The following is an 18,524-nucleotide window of genomic DNA, read 5'->3' as shown; positions in this document are numbered from 1 at the left end:
GGCGGGTGCCCAGTCTGGGCACCCGCCTTCGCGGGTGAACAAGGAGGTCACGTGCGGGCGGCACTCCACGCCAGCCACAACCACCCGCCAATCAACAACGCCCCGCCAATCGGCGTGATGGGGCCGAGCCATCGCCCGCCGCCGGCTGCCAGACCGTAAAGCGATCCGGCAAACAACACCCCGCCTACCACGAACAGCCATGCTGGCCCGCGCGCTTCCATCTTTAGCGCCACCAGTGCCGCGACCGCGTGAACCAACTGATAATGGCTTCCGGTCTTCAATAATTCTCGTGCAGCATCACTCGCCCAGTGCGAGCCCATCGCCCCCGCCGCGACCGCGATCGCGCCCGACAAGGCTGCAAGAATGGCGATAATCATTGCGAATCATTCCCCCAGGGAAAGCGCTTTGCGGTCTCGGCGCGGGCCGCCCGCATGTCGCCGGAATCGATCTGCAACTGCAACCGCTCCTTGTCGCGCGCGCGGTACGTCTCCTCCGCGCGATCGATATCGGCCGGCGCGATCTCGAGCCCGCGCATCACTAGGCGCGCCATCTTTACCGCCGATTCGAGCACCTCGCGCACCACGGCGGTCGCGGACGTGTTCTTCAGCTTCACCAGCGCGCGGCGATCGAACGCGCGAACGTAGATCGCGGCGTCCGGGAATGCCTCGTGCACGCTCTCGATCGTGTCGGGCTCGAGCTGGTCGCCGTCCATGCAGAAACAGATGATCTCCGCCTCCGCCGCGCCCGCCTGTCGCAACAGGTCGAGCCGCGTGCCGTCGCCATAATAGACCTTCGCGCCGAACTCGCCGGCGATGTCGATCATCTCGATATCGGTGTCGATCAGCGTCACCGGGATGTCCTGCGCGAGCAGCATCTGGCCGACCGTCTGGCCGAACCGCCCATAGCCGACGATGATTGCATTCGCACCGTCGACCGTGGGGCCGTCGCGTTCCTGCCCCTCGGCGATCGGCTCGGTGCGGAAGCGCCGTGTGATCCCCATCAGGAACGGCGTGGTCGCCATCGACAGCGTGATGATCGCGCCGAACAGGCTGGCTGCCTGCGGTTCGATCAGCAGCCCGGCCTGCGCCTGCGCAAACAGCACGAAGCCGAACTCGCCGCCCTGGCTGAGCAACAGGCCGAGCGCGAACGCCTGCCGCCACGTCATCTTGAACGCCATGCCGATCAGCATGATGACGCTGGTCTTGGTCGCGATCAGTGCGGCGGCCATCGCCATTACGAAGAACGGGCGCTCGGCGATCGCATTGAGATCGAGCACCATGCCGACCGCAAGGAAGAACAGGCCGAGCAGGATCGAACGGAACGGCTCGACGTCCGCTTCGAGTTCATGCCGATACGGGCTGTCGGCCAGCATCACGCCGGCGATGAACGCGCCGAGTGCGGTCGACAACCCGAGCCATTCCATGATCGCGGCGCTGGCGATGACGGTGAAGAGCCCGGCGAAAACGAACATCTCGCGCTCGCCGAGATTGCCGATCAGCCGGAAGAACGGGCGTAGCAGGAAGCGCCCCGCTACGACGAGTCCGACGACCGCAAGCACGGTGTAGATCGCGAGCAGCCAGCCGGGAGGCGCGTTGGCGTCCGCGGGGTTGCGGCTCATCGCGGCGACGATCGTGATGAGCGGGACGATCGAGAGGTCCTGGAACAGCAGGATCGAGAAGGCGCGCTCGCCGAACGGGGTCCGCATCCGGCCCGACGAGCGCAGCATCGGCAAAACCTGCGCGGTCGACGACAGCGCGAGCGGCAGGCCGAGCGCGAGTGCCGCGGGCAGCGAGAACTTCGCGCCGATCCAGACGATCGCGGTGATCGCGAGGCCACAGATCACGACCTGCAGAAGACCGAGGCCGAAAATCTCCTCCTTCATCTTCCACAGGCGTGACGGGTTCAGTTCGAGCCCGACGATGAACAGGAGCAGCGTGATTCCGAGTTCGGCGAACCCGAGCTTCGACTCCGCATCGCCGACCAGACCCAGCACATGCGGCCCGACGACCGCGCCCGCGACAAGATACCCCAGCGTCGCACCCAGCCCGAGCCGCCGGAACAGCAGCACGAACATCAACCCGAACCCGAGCAATACGACGCCGTCGCGGAGCAGCGACGGTGCCGTGCCCTCCGCCATCAGACCTTCGCCTTTGCAGCGGTGTCGGCAGCCTCGGCCGCCGCTTCAGATGCGGCTTCGAACGCGAGCCGGATCGACGGGTGGCGCGCGGTGTAGTCGAGCGCGGGGGTGAAAATATCCATCCCCGGCCAATCGGGCGCATCGCCCTCGCGCGCAAGCCATGCCGTCAGCGCATCGCGCGCGGCGGCGAGTTCCGCAGGGGTGCGGCCGAGGATGTTCGACGCCAGCAGCGACGACGATGCCTGGCCGAGCGCGCAGGCGCGGACCAGCAGGCCGACCTCGCTGACGCGGCCTTCATCGTCAACCGCAACGTCGATCGTCACGCGGCTGCCGCAGATCGGCGAGCGTCTCTCCGCGGTCGCCATCGGCTCAGGCAGGCGTTCGTGGTGGGGGATCGTCGCGGCCAGGCGCAGGATCTCGGCATTGTAGAGGGGCGCGCTCATGGCTTCGGCTCGCTTGCGTTATCGGGTCTGGAAAGCGGCGTTGTTGCGCCGAACACGGGTTTTCCGCGGCGGCGGCGGTCGACGAAATCGGCGATCCCCGCGCTGGTCGCGTTGAGCAGCGGATAGGTCCGCGATGTCGTCATCCAGCCGGGTCGGCGTGACGGTCCGCCGCTCATCGTGTCGATGACGAGTGTGGCGAGCAGGAAGACGAGGCTGGCGAGGATCAGCCCCTTCAGCGCGCCGAATCCGAAGCCGAGCGCGCGGTCGACCGGGCCAAGGATCGAGGTCCGCGTGCGCGCGCCAATCGCGTTGGCGACAAGGCGACCGCCAATATAGGTCACCCCGGTGATGATCGCGAAGGCGAGCACCGCAGCGCCGCCGACGGTGCCGATCATCGGCGACAGCGTGGCGGCAAGCGGGATGTGGAACAGCTTGAGCATCGCCACTATCGCCACCCAGGCGAACATCGACAGCACTTCGGTCACGAACCCGCGGACCAGCCCGAGCACCGCGGAGCCGGCGACGGCGAGCAGGACGACGATGTCGAGGGTGGTGAGGTTCATGGGGTCTGGAATAGGGACGCGAGAGGCGAACCGCTAGTGCGCGGTTGGGTGGAAGAAGATGCGAGCGCTTGCGAGCGGCGGTTAAGGACACGCCCTCCTCCGGTCTGCCGGGCCCTTCGGCTACGCTCAGGAGAGCCTTGTTCCGGCACCCACGGTTCCACACTCTCACGACTATCGAGTTTGGGGAACCGTGGACCCCGGAACGAGTCCGGGGTGACGAGGGAGAGAGTCAGTCGTCCGCAAACCGAATGCTGCGCTCCATCTCTTGTTCTCCCGCGAAGGCGGGAGTCCAGTCTGGCCTCCCGCCTTCGCGGGAGAACAAGGTCCCGACGATCCCTGGGGTGACGCTACCCCCGCCCCATCATGTGATCCACAAACGCGGCGAGCGTCTTGAAGCCCGCGAGTTTCATGCCGCTCTTTTCCCCCGTCATCGATGCCGGGACCATCGCACGTTCGAAGCCGAGTTTGCTCGCCTCCTTCAGCCGCAACGGCCCATGCGCGACCGGGCGAATCTCGCCCGACAACGCGACCTCTCCGAACACCACCGCGTCGACCGGCACCGGCCGCTCCGACATGGCCGAGATCAGCGCCGCCGCCACCGCGAGGTCAGCCGCGGGATCCTGCACACGGTAGCCGCCGGCGATGTTCAGATACACTTCGGCGTTCGAGAAACTTAGCCCGCAGCGCGCCTCCAACACCGCGAGAATCATCGCAAGGCGCCCAGAATCCCAGCCCACAACCGCGCGCCGCGGGGTCGCGCCAGAGGCCAGCCGAACGGTCAGCGCCTGGATCTCGACCAACACCGGCCGCGTACCCTCCAACGCTGGGAACACCGTCGCGCCCGTCATCGCATCGTCGCGGTGCGTCAGGAACAGCGACGACGGGTTGCCGACCTCCGCCAATCCCTCCGTCTGCATCGAGAAGACGCCGATCTCGTCGGTCCCGCCGAAGCGGTTCTTGATCGCGCGGAGGATGCGGTATTGGTGACTGCGCTCGCCTTCGAACGACAGCACCGTGTCGACCATGTGCTCCAGCACGCGAGGCCCCGCGATCGAGCCGTCCTTGGTCACATGGCCGACGAGCACCACGGCCGTCCCACGCTCCTTGGCGAAGCGTATCAGTTCCTGCGCCGACGCGCGAACTTGGCTGACGGTGCCGGGCGCGCCCTCGATCAGGTCGGAGTGCATCGTCTGGATCGAATCGATCACCAGCATCGCCGGCGGCTTCGTCTGCAACGTCGTCAGGATGTCACGCGTCGACGTTGCCGCCGCCAGCTGGACCGGCGCGTTGCCAAGCCCGAGCCGCCGCGCACGCAGGCGGACCTGATCCGCCGCTTCCTCGCCCGAAACATACGCGACCGACTGGCCGGCGAGCGCCATCTTCGCCGCCGCCTGCAACAGCAGCGTCGACTTGCCGATGCCGGGATCGCCGCCGATCAACGTCGCCGAGCCCTCGACGAACCCGCCCCCCAGCGCGCGATCAAGTTCGGCGATACCGGTCGCCATCCGGTCGGGCAGTTTGATCTCCGCATCGAGCCCAACGAGCTGGATCGCGCGGCCACCGGTCTGCAGATTATGCTTCGAATGGAACGGCGTGGCGGCGGTGTTCGCCTCCTCGACCAGCGTGTTCCACTCGCTGCAATCGCTGCACTGTCCCGCCCAGCGATGCGACACCGATCCGCAGGCCTGACACACATAACGCTTCTGGGGTTTCGCCATGCCAGTGATGTACGAGAACGATACGGGAACATCAATGGCTGCCACGCCCGACAAGTTGCGGATTTAGTGGCGCTTGGGGGCACACGGCGTTATCCGCGCGACGATGCACGCCACCGATCTGCGCGTTGCCGTATTCAGCGGCAATTATAATTATGTCCGCGACGGCGCGAACCAGGCACTGAATTTGCTCGTCGGCCATCTGTTGTCGAAAGGCGTGACGGTGCGTGTCTATTCGCCGACCAACGCCAATCCCGCCTTTCCGCCGACCGGCGATCTGGTCGCAGTGCCGTCGCTGCCGCTGCCCGCGGGGCGCGGCGAATACAAGATGGCGCGCGGGCTGCCAGCCGCGATCCGCCGCGATCTGGAGGCGTTCGCGCCCAACCTGATCCACGTGTCGGCACCCGATTTTCTTGGCCACCGCGCGATCAGCTATGGCCGGCGCGGCGGCATCGCCACGATCGCGTCGCTGCACACGCGGTTCGAGACGTATTTCCGCTATTACCGGATGGCGTTCTTCGAGCCGATCATGGTGAAGATCCTGACGCGCTTCTACAACCGGGTCGACGAGGTGCTGGTGCCCGGGCGCGGCATGGCGGAGATCGTCCGCGACTGGGGTGTGAGGACGCCGACTGCGATCTGGTCGCGCGGGGTGAACCACGATCGCTTCACGCCGACGCGGCGCGATCTCGATTGGCGGCGTGCGCGCGGTATTGCAGACGGCGAGGTCGCGGTCGGGTTTCTCGGGCGGCTGGTGAAGGAAAAGGGGCTCGACGTCTTCGCCGATGTCATCCGCGCGCTGGAGCAGCGCGGCGTGCCGCACAAGGTGCTGGTGATCGGCGAGGGTCCGGCGCGCGACTGGTTCGCGAGCCGGGTGCCGGGCGCGGTGTTCGCAGGGTTCCAGTCGGGCGACGATCTCGGCCGCGCGGTCGCGTCGATGGACGTGTTCTTCAATCCGAGCGTGACCGAGACGTTCGGCAACGTGACGCTGGAAGCGATGGCGGCGGGCGTTCCGGTCGTTGCAGCGCGGGCGTCGGGCGCGGTCGGGCTGGTGGACGATGGCGTAACCGGGTTCCTGGTGCCGCCGACGGATATTGGCGGCTATGCCGATGCGATCGGGCGGATCGTTTCCGAGCCGGGCTTGCGCGAGACGATGGGGTGGGCCGGGCACGACAAGGCGGCCGGGTATCTGTGGGATACGATCAACCAGGCCGTGCTGGATACGTATCTGGAGGTAATGGCGCGACGGGGGGCGTAAGCCACACCATCGTCTCCGTTCGCCTTGGCCGTATTTGCGCCCTAACCCCGCGCCACCCCGACCCGGTCACCCTTCCCAAATAACCGTCACCCCAGCGAAAGCTGGGGTATCCCGTTGGTGGGCGCTGCGACCCTAATGGGGAGATCCCAGCTTTCGCTGGGATGACGGTCTGCGGACGCTGTCAGACAGCCACCCAATCGAACGTCAGCGGCGCCTCGCGGAAAGCGAAGCGGTCGAGGTGGCTCGACACCACCTCGCGCATCCGGTCGACGTCTTCGCCCTCCGGCACGGTCAGCGCGACATCGAGCGTTGCGCTGTCCGCACGCATCTCCAGCACGGCACCGCTCGGGAAGGCGATACGGCCCTCTTCTTCCGAGAAGGTGACCTCCATCTTGTGGCTCCAGTGCTTGGCGAGTTGCTGGAGATACTTGCTGGCCGAATGCGTCGGCACGCGTGCCACCGACACGCTCACTTGAGCCGCTCGATCTTCTGCGCGGCGTCGTCGAGCAACGCCGCGACCTCGTGCAGCGTGTCTTCGTTGACGTCCTCGCGCATCAGCCGGTGCTGGAGCACCTGCCGAAGATTGCCCATCGCCCGCCGGATCGGCGCGCCATCGGTCCGCTCGGACTCCGCCCCGACTGCCGCCAGCCGCGCGAACAAGCCGTCAACCACCGCCGTATTCTCGGCCAGATGCGCGCGACCTTCATCGCTTGCCGCAAAGCGCTTCTTCGCGCCTTCCGACTGTTGCGCCTCGATCAATCCCATCTCGTCGAGCATGCTCAGCGTCGGATAGACGACACCCGGGCTCGGCGCATAGCCGCCCCCCGTCAGCCCCTCGATCTCGCGGATCAGGTCGTAGCCGTGGCGCGGCGCATCCGCGATCAGCTTCAGCATGACGAGCTTCAGCTCGCCACCGTCGAACAGCCGCCGCCGGCCACCGGGGCCGCCGCGATGTCCATGTCCATGCCGACCGTGACCTTCATGACCCGGCCGGCCGCGGCCTTCGCCGTCAGCCCGCGGGCCACCGGTCCAGGCTCCATATCCCATACCAAAACGCATTTGAGTGTTCTCCGATATATCTTCATTCATGAGTTGCGATATATCGCAGACTGTTTCCGGTTCAAGAGGCACCTCAAAAATTCGTCACCCCGGACCTGTTCCGGGGTCCACCGGCCCGCAAATTCGCCGTCGATGATCGTGCGGAAGGGTGGATGCCGGAACGAGGCTCTCCTGAGCGTAGCCGAAGGGCCCGGCATGACGGAGTGTGGGTGGCAACGGATGGGCAAACCGGCTCCCCGCCCCTATCTTCCCGCAATGGCCGATCTCTTCGCGGGCTTCGAACCCGCCGCCCCCAACGAAACGCACCCTGAAAACGCGCCGCTCGCCGATCGCCTGCGCCCACGCACGCTGAGCGAGGTAGTCGGGCAGGATCACATTACTGGCCCCGAAGGCGCGATCGGCCGGATGGTGTCGGCAGGACGGCTGTCGTCGATCATCCTGTGGGGTCCGCCCGGCACCGGCAAGACCACCATCGCGCGGTTGCTCGCCGATGCGGTCGACCTGCGCTTCGTCGCGATTTCCGCAGTGTTCTCGGGCGTCGCCGACCTCAAGAAATCGTTCGCCGAGGCGCGCGAGCATGCCAAGATCGGCAAGCGCACGTTGTTGTTCGTGGACGAGATTCACCGCTTCAATCGCGCGCAACAGGACGGTTTCCTGCCCTACGTCGAGGACGGCACGGTGACGTTGGTCGGCGCGACCACCGAGAATCCGTCGTTCGAACTCAACGCCGCACTGCTCAGCCGCGCGCAGGTGCTGATCCTCGAGCGGCTCGGTCGCGGCGCCCTCGAACAGTTGCTCGACCGCGCCGAGGCGGAGATGGAGCGCCCCCTCCCCCTCACTCCACCCGCCAAGGATGCGCTGATCGCCAGTGCGGATGGCGATGGTCGCTTCCTGCTCAACCAGGCGGAGACGTTGTTCTCGGTCAACCTGGCCGAACCACTCGATCCCGCCGGGCTGTCGAACTTCCTGCAACGCCGCGTCGCGGTGTACGACAAGGATCGCGAGGGGCATTACAACCTGATCTCGGCGCTCCACAAATCGATCCGTGGGAGCGACCCACAGGCCGCGCTCTATTATCTCGCGCGGATGCTCACGGCGGGCGAGGAACCGCTGTTTCTGCTCCGCCGACTGACGCGCGCGGCGGTCGAAGATATCGGCCTCGCCGACCCGCAGGCGCTGGTCCAGTGCATCGCCGCCAAGGACACATACGATTTCCTCGGCAGTCCGGAAGGCGAACTCGCGATCGCGCAGGCCTGCGTCTATCTGGCCACCGCGCCCAAATCGAACGCGGTGTACAAGGCGCAGAAGGCCGCGTGGAAATCGGCGCGCGAGACGGGCTCGCTGATGCCCCCTGCCTCAATCCGCAACGCGCCGACCAAGCTCATGCGCGATATCGGCTACGGCAAGGGATACGCGTACGATCACGATGCGGAGGATGCGTTCTCGGGATCGGACTATTGGCCCGACGAGATGAGCGCGCAGACCTTCTATACGCCGACCGAACGCGGGTTCGAGAAGCGCCTGTCCGAGCGGCTTGCCTATTGGGATGCCTTGCGCGCCGAGAAGAATGGCTGAACCACGTTTTACGCGGTTCGCGGCGATCGACTGGTCCGGCGCGCAAGGGCATCGACACAAGGGTATTGCGGTTGCGGTCTGCGAGACGGGCGATGCCGCGCCGGCGCTGGTTGCCCCGCCAGGCGCCAGCGCATGGTCGCGAGACGATATCCTCGACTGGTTGCTCGACCAGGATAGGCCAACGCTGATCGGGCTCGACCTTTCCCCCGCGTTTCCCTTCGTCGACGAAGGCGGGTACTTCCCCGGCGCGCCTGATAGCCCGACCGACGCCCGAGCCCTCTGGGCGATGGTCGACGACCTCTCCGCAGCCGACCCGCATCTCGGCGTCTCCAGCCTGCTCGCCGATCCCGAAATCCGCCGCCACTTCCGCCAGCATCGCGATTGCGGCGACCTGTTCCCTGGTGGCGCAGGCCGGATGCGCGTCTGCGAGCACGGGCAACGCGCGATGGGACTGTCCCCCACAAGCTGCTTTAATCTCGTGGGCGCAGCGCAAGTGGGCAAGTCGAGCCTGACCGGCATGCGCGTGCTCCACCGCCTTGCCGGCCGTGTGCCGATCTGGCCGTTCGACCCGCTCCCCCCGGAAGGTCCGGTGATCGTCGAAATCTACACCACGATCGCCGCCCGCGCCGCGGGTATCCGCAAGGGCCTTAGCAAGATGCGCGACGCCGCCTCGCTGGATGCGGCGCTCGCCAACCTCGGCAGCCATCCGCACCAGCCGCTCGCGCGCTACGACGACCACGCCACCGACGCGATCCTCACCGCAGCGTGGCTTCGCGCCAGCGCCGATCGCCCCGAACTCTGGACTCCAGCCGCCATGACACCGCATATTGCGCAAACCGAGGGCTGGACCTTCGGCGTTTCTTGAAGCATTGGGCCGATATCGCCCGATGTGAACCGGGCCGGTTTAGCTCAGTTGGTAGAGCGCCAGTTTTGTAAACTGGATGTCGCGGGTTCGATTCCTGCAACCGGCACCACTTCTTCGGTCAGTTGCCCGCTGTGGTGCGACCGAGTGCGAAACCCGTTTAGTCCCCGATTCGCGCAGCCCGCTGGTTCAGGACGATTCTCATCGCGCCCTTCGGGGTCGTGCCGGTGACTGTGGCCAGCCCGACGAAACCTGCCCCGTCATACGTGCCGGTCCGGACGATATGCAGCGGCTCGCCCTGTTTTTGCGGACAACTCAGTGTCTGGGCGTATCGGCCGTCGGCGACACGTTGACTGTCGACACGGCATTTCGCCTTCGCATCCGGCACGAACAGCGCTTCCACGCCCTGCCCTGCCGACAGCCGCTTGTGCTCGGCCTTCGATTTGCCGCGCATCATCCGCACCAGGAAGCCAGGGACGCCCGGTATCGTCATCTCGACGACCGTCGAAGTGACGTCCCAGCGTCCGGCGGGCACCGCCTGCACGGTCGAGGCGGCAGCAACGGTGGCGACCGACGAAATCACTATGAGAGCGGCGGAAAAATACTTGAACATAGTTCGCTCTATTACCCGACCATCCGCGCTCCGCCAGTCCAGTATCGCTACGTTCGAGCCATAAGCTGAGTCGTAACCCACCGAAAAGCTTATTGAATTAATGAGACCGGGAGGTCGGCTTGACCCGCGGCGTCCTTCGGCTTCTACTTCCCGGCAAGCGACTGCAGGATATCGGACACCCGACGCCGCAGTTCGGGCTCTCGCGTGATTTCGAGCATGGCGCTGAGGCTCTGGCGCACGGCCGATGTCTTGCCGTCCACCAGTTCCAGACGGGCTCGCTCCCACCAGGCATGGCCATAGGCGGGCGCCATCACCGTCATCCGCGCATAGAGTTCGAGCGCACGGCGCCCCTTTCCGGCCTGCTCCGCGCGGGTTGCCTGGTTGAGCAGCAGCCTGACGAGGACGGCCCGGTTGGGCATCGCCGGCACATGGCTGACGGCTGCGGCTGAGCCTCCGTTGGACGCCATCACCAGCGCGGCCAGCTGATCGCGACCGACAGGCACGCCGCCGCGAAACGGATCGACGATGACCGGAACCGCCCCCGCCCCGACCATCACGAGAACGTGCCCCGGCACGTCGAGCGCCTCCGCGTCCCAGCCCAGCCGGCGGGCCGCGCCGACGTAGAGGATGGACAGGCTGACCGGCAGGCCCTGGCGGCGATCGATGACCCGGATCAGATCGGCATTGGCCGGATCGTCGTAGCTGGTCCGGTCGCCGACGAAGCCGAACTCTCCCCCGATCACGCTTGCCAAGGCAGTCGCACGGTCGGTTGCGCCGGTTGCGGTGCCGCCGACCGCATCGAGACGGATCGCCATCGCCCCCAGCAGGTCTCGGTACGGGGCCGGATCGATATCCGGGTGGTCGAGCAGGGCCAGCGACAGCGCCGCCTCGTCGATAACGATGTCATCCTCGTCGAGGAGACCGAGACGGATCAAATTGTCGTTCATGGTTCGAAGATGGGAACGCTTGGCGGCGCTGCAAACCGGGTCGTGCGAATACTGGTCGAACCGCACCCGATGGACCATTAATGCGTTGGTACGGACCGATAGGGAGAGAATATTGATGAAGCTCCATTATGCTCCGGGCGCGTGCAGCCTGGCCGATCACATCGCGCTGCACGAGGCAGGCCTGTCGTTCGAGCATGAAAAGGTCGCTGAAGGCCATACCTACAGCTAGCGAGACCGATGATGAAGACTGTGACGTTCACGAACGGTGAGAGCGTACCGGCGCTTGGACAGGGCACCTGGATGATGGGTGAGCAGCGCGGTCGCCGGGACGCCGAGATCGCCGCGCTGCGCGCCGGCGTCGACCTCGGCATGACGCTGATCGATACCGCCGAGATGTACGGCGACGGTGCGTCCGAGACGCTCGTCGGGGACGCGCTTCACGACGTCCGCGATCGCCTGTTCCTCGTCAGCAAGGCATATCCGCAGAACGCATCGCGCAAACGCCTCGGTGCCGCCTGCGAGGCCAGCCTGAAGCGGCTGAAAACCGATCGGCTCGACCTGTACCTGCTCCATTGGCGCGGATCGGTGCCGCTCGGCGAGACGATCGAGGCGATGGAGGCGTTGAAAACCACCGGCAAGATCCGCCACTGGGGCGTCAGCAATCTCGATACCGACGATATGGAGGAACTGGTCGCCGCGGGCGGCCGCGACTGTGCGACCGACCAGATTCTCTACAATCTCTCGCGTCGCGGGCCCGAGCACGACCTTCTGCCGTGGCTCGATCGACGGCGGATGCCGGTCATGGCCTACAGCCCGGTCGAACAGGGAAGGCTGATCGACGATCCGACGCTCGTGCGGGTTGCGAAAATGATCGGCGCTACGCCGGCGCAGGTGGCGCTTGCCTGGGTCATGCGCCGCGATGGCATGATCGCCATTCCGAAGGCCGGCACGGTTGCGCACGTGCAGGAGAACCGCGCCGCCGCCGACCTCGTCCTGTCGCCCCACGACCTGGCCGCGCTCGACGCCGCGTTTCCCCGCCCGCGCGAGCCACGGCCGCTCGAAACGCTATAAACATCGACGTGACCGATAAAGCCTACCCCACCACCCCGGACGGACGCTATTTCGTCGTGCGCGGTCGTCTCTGGCGGTGTTCCGACCCCTCCCTGTCGACGGATCGCCGCGCCGAACTGGTGAGCGACCTCATGCGCGCGCGCCGCGCCGTCGGAGCGGCCCAGCGTCAGGAGAATGCGGTCTCTCTCGCCGAAGCGCGCGCGGACGTCGACTGCGCGAAAATAGCGCTCGGCGAACGCGGGCCGGTGTGGTGGGATGACGGATCACCCGATCTCAACCGCCACATGGTTGCCAATACGGGCTATGCCGCGTGGTTCGAAGCTCTGGAGCGCTGACAGGAATCCCCATCAGGCGCTGGCGGTCAGGCAGGCGACCAGTTCCTTGAGCGGTCGTCCTGCATTGGCCAACACCGCCGGCTCGATCATCGCTCGCATCGTGGCGTCGATCTCCGCCTTCAACGCGCGAAATGCCTTCCGCGCAGCCGGGGACAGGACCTCGTCCAGCGTACGGATCACGCAACGCCAGAAATCGTCCATCGTCACCTCGGCATAATGGCGAAGAAACGCTTTCAGCCGCTCAAGCCCGTCGCCGTCGTTCGTTGAACATCATCACTGCCGCCCGCAGCAGCGCATCGCGCGTTTATAGCCGTAGCGTTTCGCGCGCCGCGGAGTCCTGAAACGGCGACGGCGCAAGCGTTCTAAGGGCAGTTCGATCGGGCACGCTCGTTCTTGACACATAGCCAGCGCCGGGCGCAATTACTCGCCAGTAGGGTGCATACCCGGTCGTATGGCAATTTCGCGCACGCAGACCGATATCGTCGTTACGAGGCTCGTCCGTACGAGTGCGCCGAGTTCACGAGGGAAGACCATGTCCGAAGATCCGATCATCATCGCCAGCTATGCCCGCACGCCGATGGGTGGCTTCCAGGGAGCGCTGTCGGGCGTCACGGCGGTTGAACTCGGCGCGACCGCGGTTCGCGCCGCGGTCGAGCGCTCGAAGGTCGATCCGGCGATCATCGACCGCATCTACATGGGCTGCGTGCTGCCGGCCGGGCTCGGCCAGGCGCCCGCGCGCCAGGCGGCACTCGGCGCAGGCCTGCCGAATTCCGTCGAGGCGACCACCGTCAACAAGATGTGCGGATCGGGCATGCAGGCGACGATCATGGCGACCGAGGCGCTGATGGCCGGCACCGTCGATGTCGTGATCGCGGGTGGCATGGAGAGCATGACCAACGCGCCGTTCCTGCTCGCCAAGCATCGTTCGGGCGCACGGATCGGCCATGATGTCGTGTCGGATTCGATGATGATGGACGGCCTCGAGGATGCCTATGAAAAGGGCAAGCCGATGGGCGCCTTTGCCGAGGAAACCGCGGGCGAATACCAGTTCACGCGCGAGGAGCAGGACGCGTTCGCGATCGAGAGCCTGACGCGCGCCAGCGCCGCGATCACGAGCGGCGGCTTCGCGGACGAGGTCGTGCCGGTAACGGTCAAGACGCGCGGCGGCGACGTGATCGTCAGCGAAGACGAGCAGCCTGGCAAGGCCAAGCCCGAGAAGATCCCCGGCCTGCGCCCCGCCTTCGCCAAGGACGGCACGATCACGGCCGCCACTTCCGCCTCGATCTCGGATGGCGCGGCTGCGCTGGTGCTGACGCGGGCGAGCGTCGCGGAGAAGTTCGGGCTGTCGCAGGAGGCGCGTATCGTAGCCACTGCAGCGCACGCCCATGCCCCGGCGCTGTTCACGACCGCGCCTGTCTCGGCGATTCGGAAGGTTCTCGACCGGGCGGGCTGGAGCGTCGAGGACGTCGACCTGTTCGAGGTGAACGAAGCATTCGCGACCGTCGCGATGATCGCGATGCGCGAACTCGGCATCCCGAGCGACAAGCTGAACGTCAACGGGGGCGCGACCGCGCTCGGCCATCCGATCGGGGCCAGCGGCGCGCGGATCATCGCCACGCTGGTCGCCGCACTGAAATTGCGGGGGCTGAACAAGGGCGTCGCCGCGCTCTGCATCGGTGGCGGCGAAGCGACCGCGGTCGCGGTCGAACTGATCCACGGGTGAAATACCGTCGTGTCGGGCGTAACGGCGCCGGACACGCCGGCAAACGCCGCGTCTCAGTCTGGAAGCGTGGCCGCATGACGGATCTTGCCGGTAATCGACGGCGCTACCCAGGCCCGGATAAGCGAATCCGTCGGCGCTAGCGGGCTGCCACCTCTCCCGCGCTACCGCACGGGATAGCGAAGCGTTCCACAGCCGAAGAATGCATTGATTGCCCGACGCGCCCTGGTCGGGGCAAACGGCTCGCCGGAGACATATCATGGCGAAGACACTCACCCATCTGGAACGGCTCGAAGCGGAGGCGATCCACATCCTGCGCGAAGTCGTCGCCGAGGCCGACAAGCCGGTGATGCTGTATTCGGTCGGCAAGGATTCGGCGGTGATGCTGCACCTCGCGCGCAAGGCCTTCTATCCCTCGCCCCCGCCTTTCCCGCTGCTCCACGTCGACACGACTTGGAAATTTCAGGAGATGTATAAACTGCGCGACCGGATGGCGGCGGAGAGCGGCATGGAACTGCTCGTCTACCAGAACCCCGAGGCCGCCGCGCGCGGGATCAATCCGTTCGATCATGGCGCGCTCCATACCGACATGTGGAAGACCGAGGGTTTGAAGCAGGCGCTCAATTTGCACGGGTTCGACGCGGCGTTCGGCGGCGCGCGGCGCGACGAGGAGAAATCGCGCGCCAAGGAACGCATCATCTCGTTCCGGACCGCGACGCATGGCTGGGACCCCAAGAACCAACGGCCCGAACTATGGAACCTCTACAATGCGCGGAAATCGAAGGGCGAGAGCATCCGCGTGTTCCCGATCTCGAACTGGACCGAACTCGACGTCTGGCAATATATCCAGCTCAACGACGTGCCGATCGTCCCGCTATACTTCGCCGGCGTACGCCCCACGGTCGAACGCGACGGCATGCTGCTGATGGTCGACGACGATCGCTTTCCCTTGCAGCCCGGCGAAGTGGCGGTCGAACGCTCGATCCGCTTCCGCACGCTCGGCTGCTACCCGCTCACGGGCGCAGTCGAGAGCACGGCCTCGACGCTGTCCGAGATCATCCAAGAAACGCTGCTGACGACCACCAGCGAACGGCAGGGTCGTGCGATCGACAAGGATGCCGGCGGCGCGGGGATGGAGAAGAAGAAGCAGGAGGGGTATTTCTGATGAGCGACATCGCCACCAAAACCTCCGTCTACCAGACCGACGCGTTGATCGCCGAGGACATCGACGCGTATCTCGACCAGCATCGCAACAAGACGATGCTGCGCTTCATCACCTGCGGCTCGGTCGACGACGGCAAGTCGACGCTGATCGGACGGCTGCTCTATGACTCCAAGATGATCTTCGAGGATCAGCTCGCGGCACTCGAAGCGGACAGCAAACGGGTCGGCACGCAGGGCGGCGAGATCGATTTCGCGCTTTTGGTCGATGGCCTCGCCGCCGAGCGCGAACAGGGCATCACGATCGACGTCGCCTATCGCTTCTTCTCGACCGAGAAACGCAAGTTCATCGTCGCGGATACGCCGGGTCATGAGCAATATACCCGCAACATGGTGACCGGCGCCTCGACCGCCGACCTCGCCGTGATCCTGGTCGACGCACGCAAGGGCGTGCTGACGCAGACCAAGCGCCACAGCTATCTCGCGCATCTCATCGGCATCAGGAATCTGGTGCTGGCGGTCAACAAGATGGACCTGATCGGCTATGATCAGGCGCGGTATGGCGAGATCGTCGCGGACTATTCAGCATTCGCGAAGAGCATCGGCATCACCAATTTCACGCCGATGCCGATCTCGGGCTTCAAGGGCGACAACATCTCGATTCCGTCGGAAACCATGCCCTGGTATTCCGGCCCGACGCTGATGGAGCATCTCGAAGCGGTCGATGTCGATATCGACGACGACCAAGCCAAGCCGTTCCGCATGAGCGTGCAGTGGGTCAACCGCCCCAACCTCGATTTCCGCGGTTTCTCCGGCCAGATCGCGGCCGGCACGGTCAAGCCGGGCGACGCCATCCGCGTCCTGCCCGGCGGCAAGACCTCGACGATCAGCCGCATCACGACGCTCGACGGCGATCTCGACGAAGCAGTCGCGGGGCAGTCCGTCACGCTGTCGTTCGCCGACGAGATCGACTGCTCGCGCGGCAACGTCATCGCCGCCGCCGATGCGCCGCCGGAAACCGCCGACCAGTTCGAGACGACCATCGTGTGGATGGCCGACGAACCGCTGATCGTCGGCCGCTCCTATTGGCTGAAGCTCGGCACGCAGATGGTGTCGGCTACCGTTCGCGAACCGAAATACCAGGTCAACGTCAACACGATGGAGCATCTGGCGGCCAAGACGCTCGACCTGAACGCGATCGGCGTCGCGGAGATCACCACCGATCGCGCGATCGTGTTCGAGCCCTATGCGCAAGGGGGTGCGGCACCGAACAAGGTGCTCGGCGGGTTCATCCTGATCGACAAGATCACCAACGCGACGGTGGCGGCGGGAATGGTCCATTTCAGCTTGCGCCGCTCGCAGAACGTGCACTGGCAGGCGACCGACATCGGCCGCGAGGCGCATGCCGGGCTGAAGAACCAGAAACCCGCCGTGCTCTGGTTCACCGGGCTGTCGGGTGCGGGCAAGTCGACGATCGCCAACGAGGTCGAGAAACAGCTCAACCTGATGAACCGGCACACGTTCCTGCTGGACGGGGACAATATCCGTCACGGGCTGAACAAGGACCTGGGCTTTACCGAGGCCGACCGGATCGAGAATATTCGGCGCGTCGGCGAGGTGGCGAAGCTGATGGCGGACGCGGGGCTGATCGTCCTCACCGCGTTCATCTCGCCATTCCGTGCGGAGCGGGACATGGTACGGTCGATGCTGCCTGATGGTGAGTTCATCGAGATCTTCGTCGACACGCCGCTCGATGTGGCGGAAGGTCGCGACGTGAAGGGTCTCTACAAGAAGGCACGGGCGGGCGATTTGAAGAACTTTACCGGGATCGACAGTCCTTACGAAGCGCCGCTGAACGCGGAGATTCGTGTCAACACCGTCGAGATGACACCGGCCGAAGCCGCCGCGTTCATCGTCCGCCAGATCATGCCGTTAAAGTGAGCGTCATCGAGAGCGACGTCCGTCTCGCCGAACGTCTCGCCACAGAGGCGGGCGAGATATTGCTGGCATTGCAGAAAAGCAGCGGACTGACCGGCAAGGACCTCGGCAAGGCAGGCGACGAGCAGGCGAACACTTTCCTAATGCGGATGCTGCGGGCGGCCCGGCCGGACGACGCGATCCTGTCCGAGGAAGAGAAGGACAATGGCGATCGCTGTTCGGTGCGGCGCGCATGGATCGTCGACCCGCTCGACGGCACGCGCGAATATGGCGAAGGGCGGACCGACTGGGCGGTGCATGTCGCGCTGGCGATCGACGGAGTCGCGACAGTCGGTGCGGTGGCGCTGCCGGGGCTCGGGCTGACGCTGACGTCGGGCGCGCCAAAGCCGCTGGAGCCGGCGGGCGAACCGCTCCGCATGCTTGTCAGCCGTACGCGCCCCGCGCGCGAGGCGGTTGCAGTGGCCGAGACGATGGGCGCGACGCTCGTCCCGATGGGCTCGGCGGGTGCGAAGGCGATGGCGGTGGTGCGCGGCCAAGCCGACATCTACCTCCATACCGGCGGGCAATATGAATGGGACAATTGCGCGCCGATCGCGGTCGCACAGGCGGCGGGGCTACACGTCAGCCGTGTCGACGGATCGCCGCTCGTCTATAATTGCGCCGATCCGTATCTGCCCGACCTGCTGATCTGCCGCGCCGAACTGGCGGCAACAGTGTTGGAGCTGGTGAGGAATTTGCCGCCGGCCTGATCGCTCCAGCGGGTGTGCAGTGCCCTGCTAGCCGGTCGTTTCCGTCAGTTCGACGAACTCGAAGTCATAGCGCTGCCATCCGCGTTGCGCCGCCGCCTCGGCCAGCGCGTTGCGCTTCTTCTTCGCCTCGGCGAGCGACTTGGTGTGGCCCCAGAATATCTCGGTCTTGCCGTTGGCGAGCACCGCGACGATCCGCCAGTAATGCGTGAACGGTGTCGATGTCGGCCCGATGGTCTTCACGTAGCCATCGGGCAACGTCGCGGTGAGGTAGCGTTTCTTGGCCATTGCGCCCTCGTTAGACGGGACCGAAGCCCACGGGAATGCGGGATGTGGACGAAGCAACTGGGTTGGGTCCCGTGGCGCTGTTTTGATGTAGCC

Annotated in this window: 21 protein-coding genes and 1 tRNA gene; 11 read left to right on the top strand and 11 right to left on the bottom strand. The window is 65.7% G+C overall.

The features are described from left to right. Window positions 1-47 precede the first annotated feature (47 nt). The 5 genes from AC1MLZ_RS17165 to radA all read right to left on the bottom strand — a co-directional run bounded on the left by AC1MLZ_RS17165 (window position 48) and on the right by radA (window position 4,861). The gene (locus tag AC1MLZ_RS17165; protein ID WP_480959538.1) at window positions 48-377 is read right to left on the bottom strand and encodes a DUF423 domain-containing protein; all 330 of its coding nucleotides are present in this window, start codon (window positions 375-377) and stop codon (window positions 48-50) included. Continuing rightward, window positions 374-2,137 carry a cation:proton antiporter domain-containing protein gene (locus AC1MLZ_RS17160; RefSeq protein ID WP_480959537.1) on the bottom strand — a complete coding sequence of 588 codons (1,764 nt, stop codon included), beginning with the start codon at window positions 2,135-2,137 and terminating at the stop codon, window positions 374-376. The genes AC1MLZ_RS17165 and AC1MLZ_RS17160 overlap by 4 nt, the downstream gene beginning before the upstream one ends. Beyond that, window positions 2,137-2,580, bottom strand: a complete 444-nt coding sequence (locus tag AC1MLZ_RS17155) for an iron-sulfur cluster assembly scaffold protein (RefSeq protein WP_480959536.1) — start codon at window positions 2,578-2,580, stop codon at window positions 2,137-2,139. Before AC1MLZ_RS17155 ends, AC1MLZ_RS17160 begins: the two co-directional genes overlap by 1 nt. Then, complete coding sequence (locus AC1MLZ_RS17150; protein ID WP_480959535.1) at window positions 2,577-3,143, bottom strand: CvpA family protein; 567 nt, start codon at window positions 3,141-3,143, stop codon at window positions 2,577-2,579. Before AC1MLZ_RS17150 ends, AC1MLZ_RS17155 begins: the two co-directional genes overlap by 4 nt. Before the next feature lie 347 nt (window positions 3,144-3,490). Then, window positions 3,491-4,861, bottom strand: a complete 1,371-nt coding sequence (radA, locus tag AC1MLZ_RS17145) for a DNA repair protein RadA (protein ID WP_480959534.1) — start codon at window positions 4,859-4,861, stop codon at window positions 3,491-3,493. A gap of 103 nt (window positions 4,862-4,964) precedes the next feature. Between radA and AC1MLZ_RS17140 the strand changes: the two genes are divergently transcribed. Then, window positions 4,965-6,116, top strand: coding sequence for a glycosyltransferase family 4 protein (locus AC1MLZ_RS17140; RefSeq protein ID WP_480959533.1), 1,152 nt, complete (start codon window positions 4,965-4,967; stop codon window positions 6,114-6,116). Between the two features lie 181 nt (window positions 6,117-6,297). On the opposite strand, the gene AC1MLZ_RS17135 is transcribed toward AC1MLZ_RS17140, so the two are convergent. Continuing rightward, window positions 6,298-6,588, bottom strand: coding sequence for a DUF2218 domain-containing protein (locus AC1MLZ_RS17135; protein WP_480959532.1), 291 nt, complete (start codon window positions 6,586-6,588; stop codon window positions 6,298-6,300). Next, complete coding sequence (locus AC1MLZ_RS17130; RefSeq protein ID WP_480959531.1) at window positions 6,585-7,175, bottom strand: PadR family transcriptional regulator; 591 nt, start codon at window positions 7,173-7,175, stop codon at window positions 6,585-6,587. The genes AC1MLZ_RS17135 and AC1MLZ_RS17130 overlap by 4 nt, the downstream gene beginning before the upstream one ends. Before the next feature lie 255 nt (window positions 7,176-7,430). Here AC1MLZ_RS17130 and AC1MLZ_RS17125 point away from each other — a divergent pair, with 255 nt between their 5' ends. The 3 genes from AC1MLZ_RS17125 to AC1MLZ_RS17115 all read left to right on the top strand — a co-directional run bounded on the left by AC1MLZ_RS17125 (window position 7,431) and on the right by AC1MLZ_RS17115 (window position 9,724). Continuing rightward, window positions 7,431-8,750, top strand: coding sequence for a replication-associated recombination protein A (locus tag AC1MLZ_RS17125; protein WP_480959530.1), 1,320 nt, complete (start codon window positions 7,431-7,433; stop codon window positions 8,748-8,750). Beyond that, complete coding sequence (locus AC1MLZ_RS17120; RefSeq protein WP_480959529.1) at window positions 8,743-9,615, top strand: hypothetical protein; 873 nt, start codon at window positions 8,743-8,745, stop codon at window positions 9,613-9,615. The genes AC1MLZ_RS17125 and AC1MLZ_RS17120 overlap by 8 nt, the downstream gene beginning before the upstream one ends. A gap of 33 nt (window positions 9,616-9,648) precedes the next feature. After that, window positions 9,649-9,724 (top strand) — tRNA-Thr (locus tag AC1MLZ_RS17115). A gap of 48 nt (window positions 9,725-9,772) precedes the next feature. On the opposite strand, the gene AC1MLZ_RS17110 is transcribed toward AC1MLZ_RS17115, so the two are convergent. Beyond that, window positions 9,773-10,225, bottom strand: coding sequence for a DUF3617 domain-containing protein (locus AC1MLZ_RS17110; RefSeq protein WP_480959528.1), 453 nt, complete (start codon window positions 10,223-10,225; stop codon window positions 9,773-9,775). Between the two features lie 143 nt (window positions 10,226-10,368). Beyond that, complete coding sequence (locus AC1MLZ_RS17105; RefSeq protein ID WP_480959527.1) at window positions 10,369-11,172, bottom strand: SirB1 family protein; 804 nt, start codon at window positions 11,170-11,172, stop codon at window positions 10,369-10,371. 115 nt (window positions 11,173-11,287) lie between these two features. Here AC1MLZ_RS17105 and AC1MLZ_RS17100 point away from each other — a divergent pair, with 115 nt between their 5' ends. From AC1MLZ_RS17100 to AC1MLZ_RS17090, 3 genes are read left to right on the top strand one after another with little or no spacing between them, the layout of a single operon-like run. After that, entirely contained in the window at window positions 11,288-11,401 is a 114-nt protein-coding gene (locus AC1MLZ_RS17100; protein ID WP_480959526.1) for a thioredoxin domain-containing protein, read from the top strand. 11 nt (window positions 11,402-11,412) lie between these two features. Next, window positions 11,413-12,243, top strand: coding sequence for an aldo/keto reductase (locus AC1MLZ_RS17095; protein ID WP_480959525.1), 831 nt, complete (start codon window positions 11,413-11,415; stop codon window positions 12,241-12,243). Between the two features lie 8 nt (window positions 12,244-12,251). Beyond that, entirely contained in the window at window positions 12,252-12,578 is a 327-nt protein-coding gene (locus tag AC1MLZ_RS17090; protein WP_480959524.1) for a hypothetical protein, read from the top strand. 12 nt (window positions 12,579-12,590) lie between these two features. Here the strand turns inward: AC1MLZ_RS17090 and AC1MLZ_RS17085 are convergent, their stop codons facing one another. Beyond that, window positions 12,591-12,758 (bottom strand): hypothetical protein, encoded by a 168-nt coding sequence (locus AC1MLZ_RS17085; RefSeq protein WP_480959523.1) that lies wholly within the window; start codon window positions 12,756-12,758, stop codon window positions 12,591-12,593. Window positions 12,759-13,110: 352 nt separating this feature from the next. Between AC1MLZ_RS17085 and AC1MLZ_RS17080 the strand changes: the two genes are divergently transcribed. From AC1MLZ_RS17080 to AC1MLZ_RS17065, 4 genes are all read left to right on the top strand, one after another. After that, a complete protein-coding gene (locus tag AC1MLZ_RS17080) occupies window positions 13,111-14,301 on the top strand; it encodes an acetyl-CoA C-acyltransferase (RefSeq protein ID WP_480959522.1) in 1,191 nt (396 codons plus the stop codon). Window positions 14,302-14,557: 256 nt separating this feature from the next. Continuing rightward, window positions 14,558-15,463, top strand: coding sequence for a sulfate adenylyltransferase subunit CysD (gene cysD, locus AC1MLZ_RS17075; RefSeq protein ID WP_480959521.1), 906 nt, complete (start codon window positions 14,558-14,560; stop codon window positions 15,461-15,463). Further along, a complete protein-coding gene (gene cysN / locus AC1MLZ_RS17070; RefSeq protein ID WP_480959520.1) occupies window positions 15,463-17,400 on the top strand; it encodes a sulfate adenylyltransferase subunit CysN in 1,938 nt (645 codons plus the stop codon). The genes cysD and cysN overlap by 1 nt, the downstream gene beginning before the upstream one ends. Next, window positions 17,397-18,146, top strand: a complete 750-nt coding sequence (locus AC1MLZ_RS17065) for a 3'(2'),5'-bisphosphate nucleotidase CysQ (RefSeq protein ID WP_480959519.1) — start codon at window positions 17,397-17,399, stop codon at window positions 18,144-18,146. Before cysN ends, AC1MLZ_RS17065 begins: the two co-directional genes overlap by 4 nt. 27 nt (window positions 18,147-18,173) lie before the next feature. Here AC1MLZ_RS17065 and AC1MLZ_RS17060 read toward each other — a convergent pair whose 3' ends face one another. Then, on the bottom strand, window positions 18,174-18,431 hold the full coding sequence (locus AC1MLZ_RS17060; protein ID WP_480959518.1) for a hypothetical protein: 258 nt from the start codon (window positions 18,429-18,431) through the stop codon (window positions 18,174-18,176). Window positions 18,432-18,524 lie beyond the last annotated feature (93 nt).

The organism is Sphingomonas sp. PEI4 (genome assembly GCF_056679955.1).
Note: the sequence above shows the minus strand (reverse complement) of the source record. Positions and strands in the feature narration are given on the sequence as shown.

Bases quoted from the DNA above. Each gene is read 5' to 3' on its own strand.
- AC1MLZ_RS17165 (WP_480959538.1), bottom strand. From the start codon at position 377: ATGATTATCGCCATTCTTGCAGCCTTGTCGGGCGCGATCGCGGTCGCG.
- AC1MLZ_RS17160 (WP_480959537.1), bottom strand. From the start codon at position 2,137: ATGGCGGAGGGCACGGCACCGTCGCTGCTCCGCGACGGCGTCGTATTG.
- AC1MLZ_RS17155 (WP_480959536.1), bottom strand. From the start codon at position 2,580: ATGAGCGCGCCCCTCTACAATGCCGAGATCCTGCGCCTGGCCGCGACG.
- AC1MLZ_RS17150 (WP_480959535.1), bottom strand. From the start codon at position 3,143: ATGAACCTCACCACCCTCGACATCGTCGTCCTGCTCGCCGTCGCCGGC.
- radA (WP_480959534.1), bottom strand. From the start codon at position 4,861: ATGGCGAAACCCCAGAAGCGTTATGTGTGTCAGGCCTGCGGATCGGTG.
- AC1MLZ_RS17140 (WP_480959533.1), top strand. From the start codon at position 4,965: ATGCACGCCACCGATCTGCGCGTTGCCGTATTCAGCGGCAATTATAAT.
- AC1MLZ_RS17130 (WP_480959531.1), bottom strand. From the start codon at position 7,175: ATGCGTTTTGGTATGGGATATGGAGCCTGGACCGGTGGCCCGCGGGCT.
- AC1MLZ_RS17125 (WP_480959530.1), top strand. From the start codon at position 7,431: ATGGCCGATCTCTTCGCGGGCTTCGAACCCGCCGCCCCCAACGAAACG.
- AC1MLZ_RS17120 (WP_480959529.1), top strand. From the start codon at position 8,743: ATGGCTGAACCACGTTTTACGCGGTTCGCGGCGATCGACTGGTCCGGC.
- AC1MLZ_RS17110 (WP_480959528.1), bottom strand. From the start codon at position 10,225: ATGTTCAAGTATTTTTCCGCCGCTCTCATAGTGATTTCGTCGGTCGCC.
- AC1MLZ_RS17105 (WP_480959527.1), bottom strand. From the start codon at position 11,172: ATGAACGACAATTTGATCCGTCTCGGTCTCCTCGACGAGGATGACATC.
- AC1MLZ_RS17100 (WP_480959526.1), top strand. From the start codon at position 11,288: ATGAAGCTCCATTATGCTCCGGGCGCGTGCAGCCTGGCCGATCACATC.
- AC1MLZ_RS17095 (WP_480959525.1), top strand. From the start codon at position 11,413: ATGAAGACTGTGACGTTCACGAACGGTGAGAGCGTACCGGCGCTTGGA.
- AC1MLZ_RS17080 (WP_480959522.1), top strand. From the start codon at position 13,111: ATGTCCGAAGATCCGATCATCATCGCCAGCTATGCCCGCACGCCGATG.
- cysD (WP_480959521.1), top strand. From the start codon at position 14,558: ATGGCGAAGACACTCACCCATCTGGAACGGCTCGAAGCGGAGGCGATC.
- cysN (WP_480959520.1), top strand. From the start codon at position 15,463: ATGAGCGACATCGCCACCAAAACCTCCGTCTACCAGACCGACGCGTTG.
- AC1MLZ_RS17060 (WP_480959518.1), bottom strand. From the start codon at position 18,431: ATGGCCAAGAAACGCTACCTCACCGCGACGTTGCCCGATGGCTACGTG.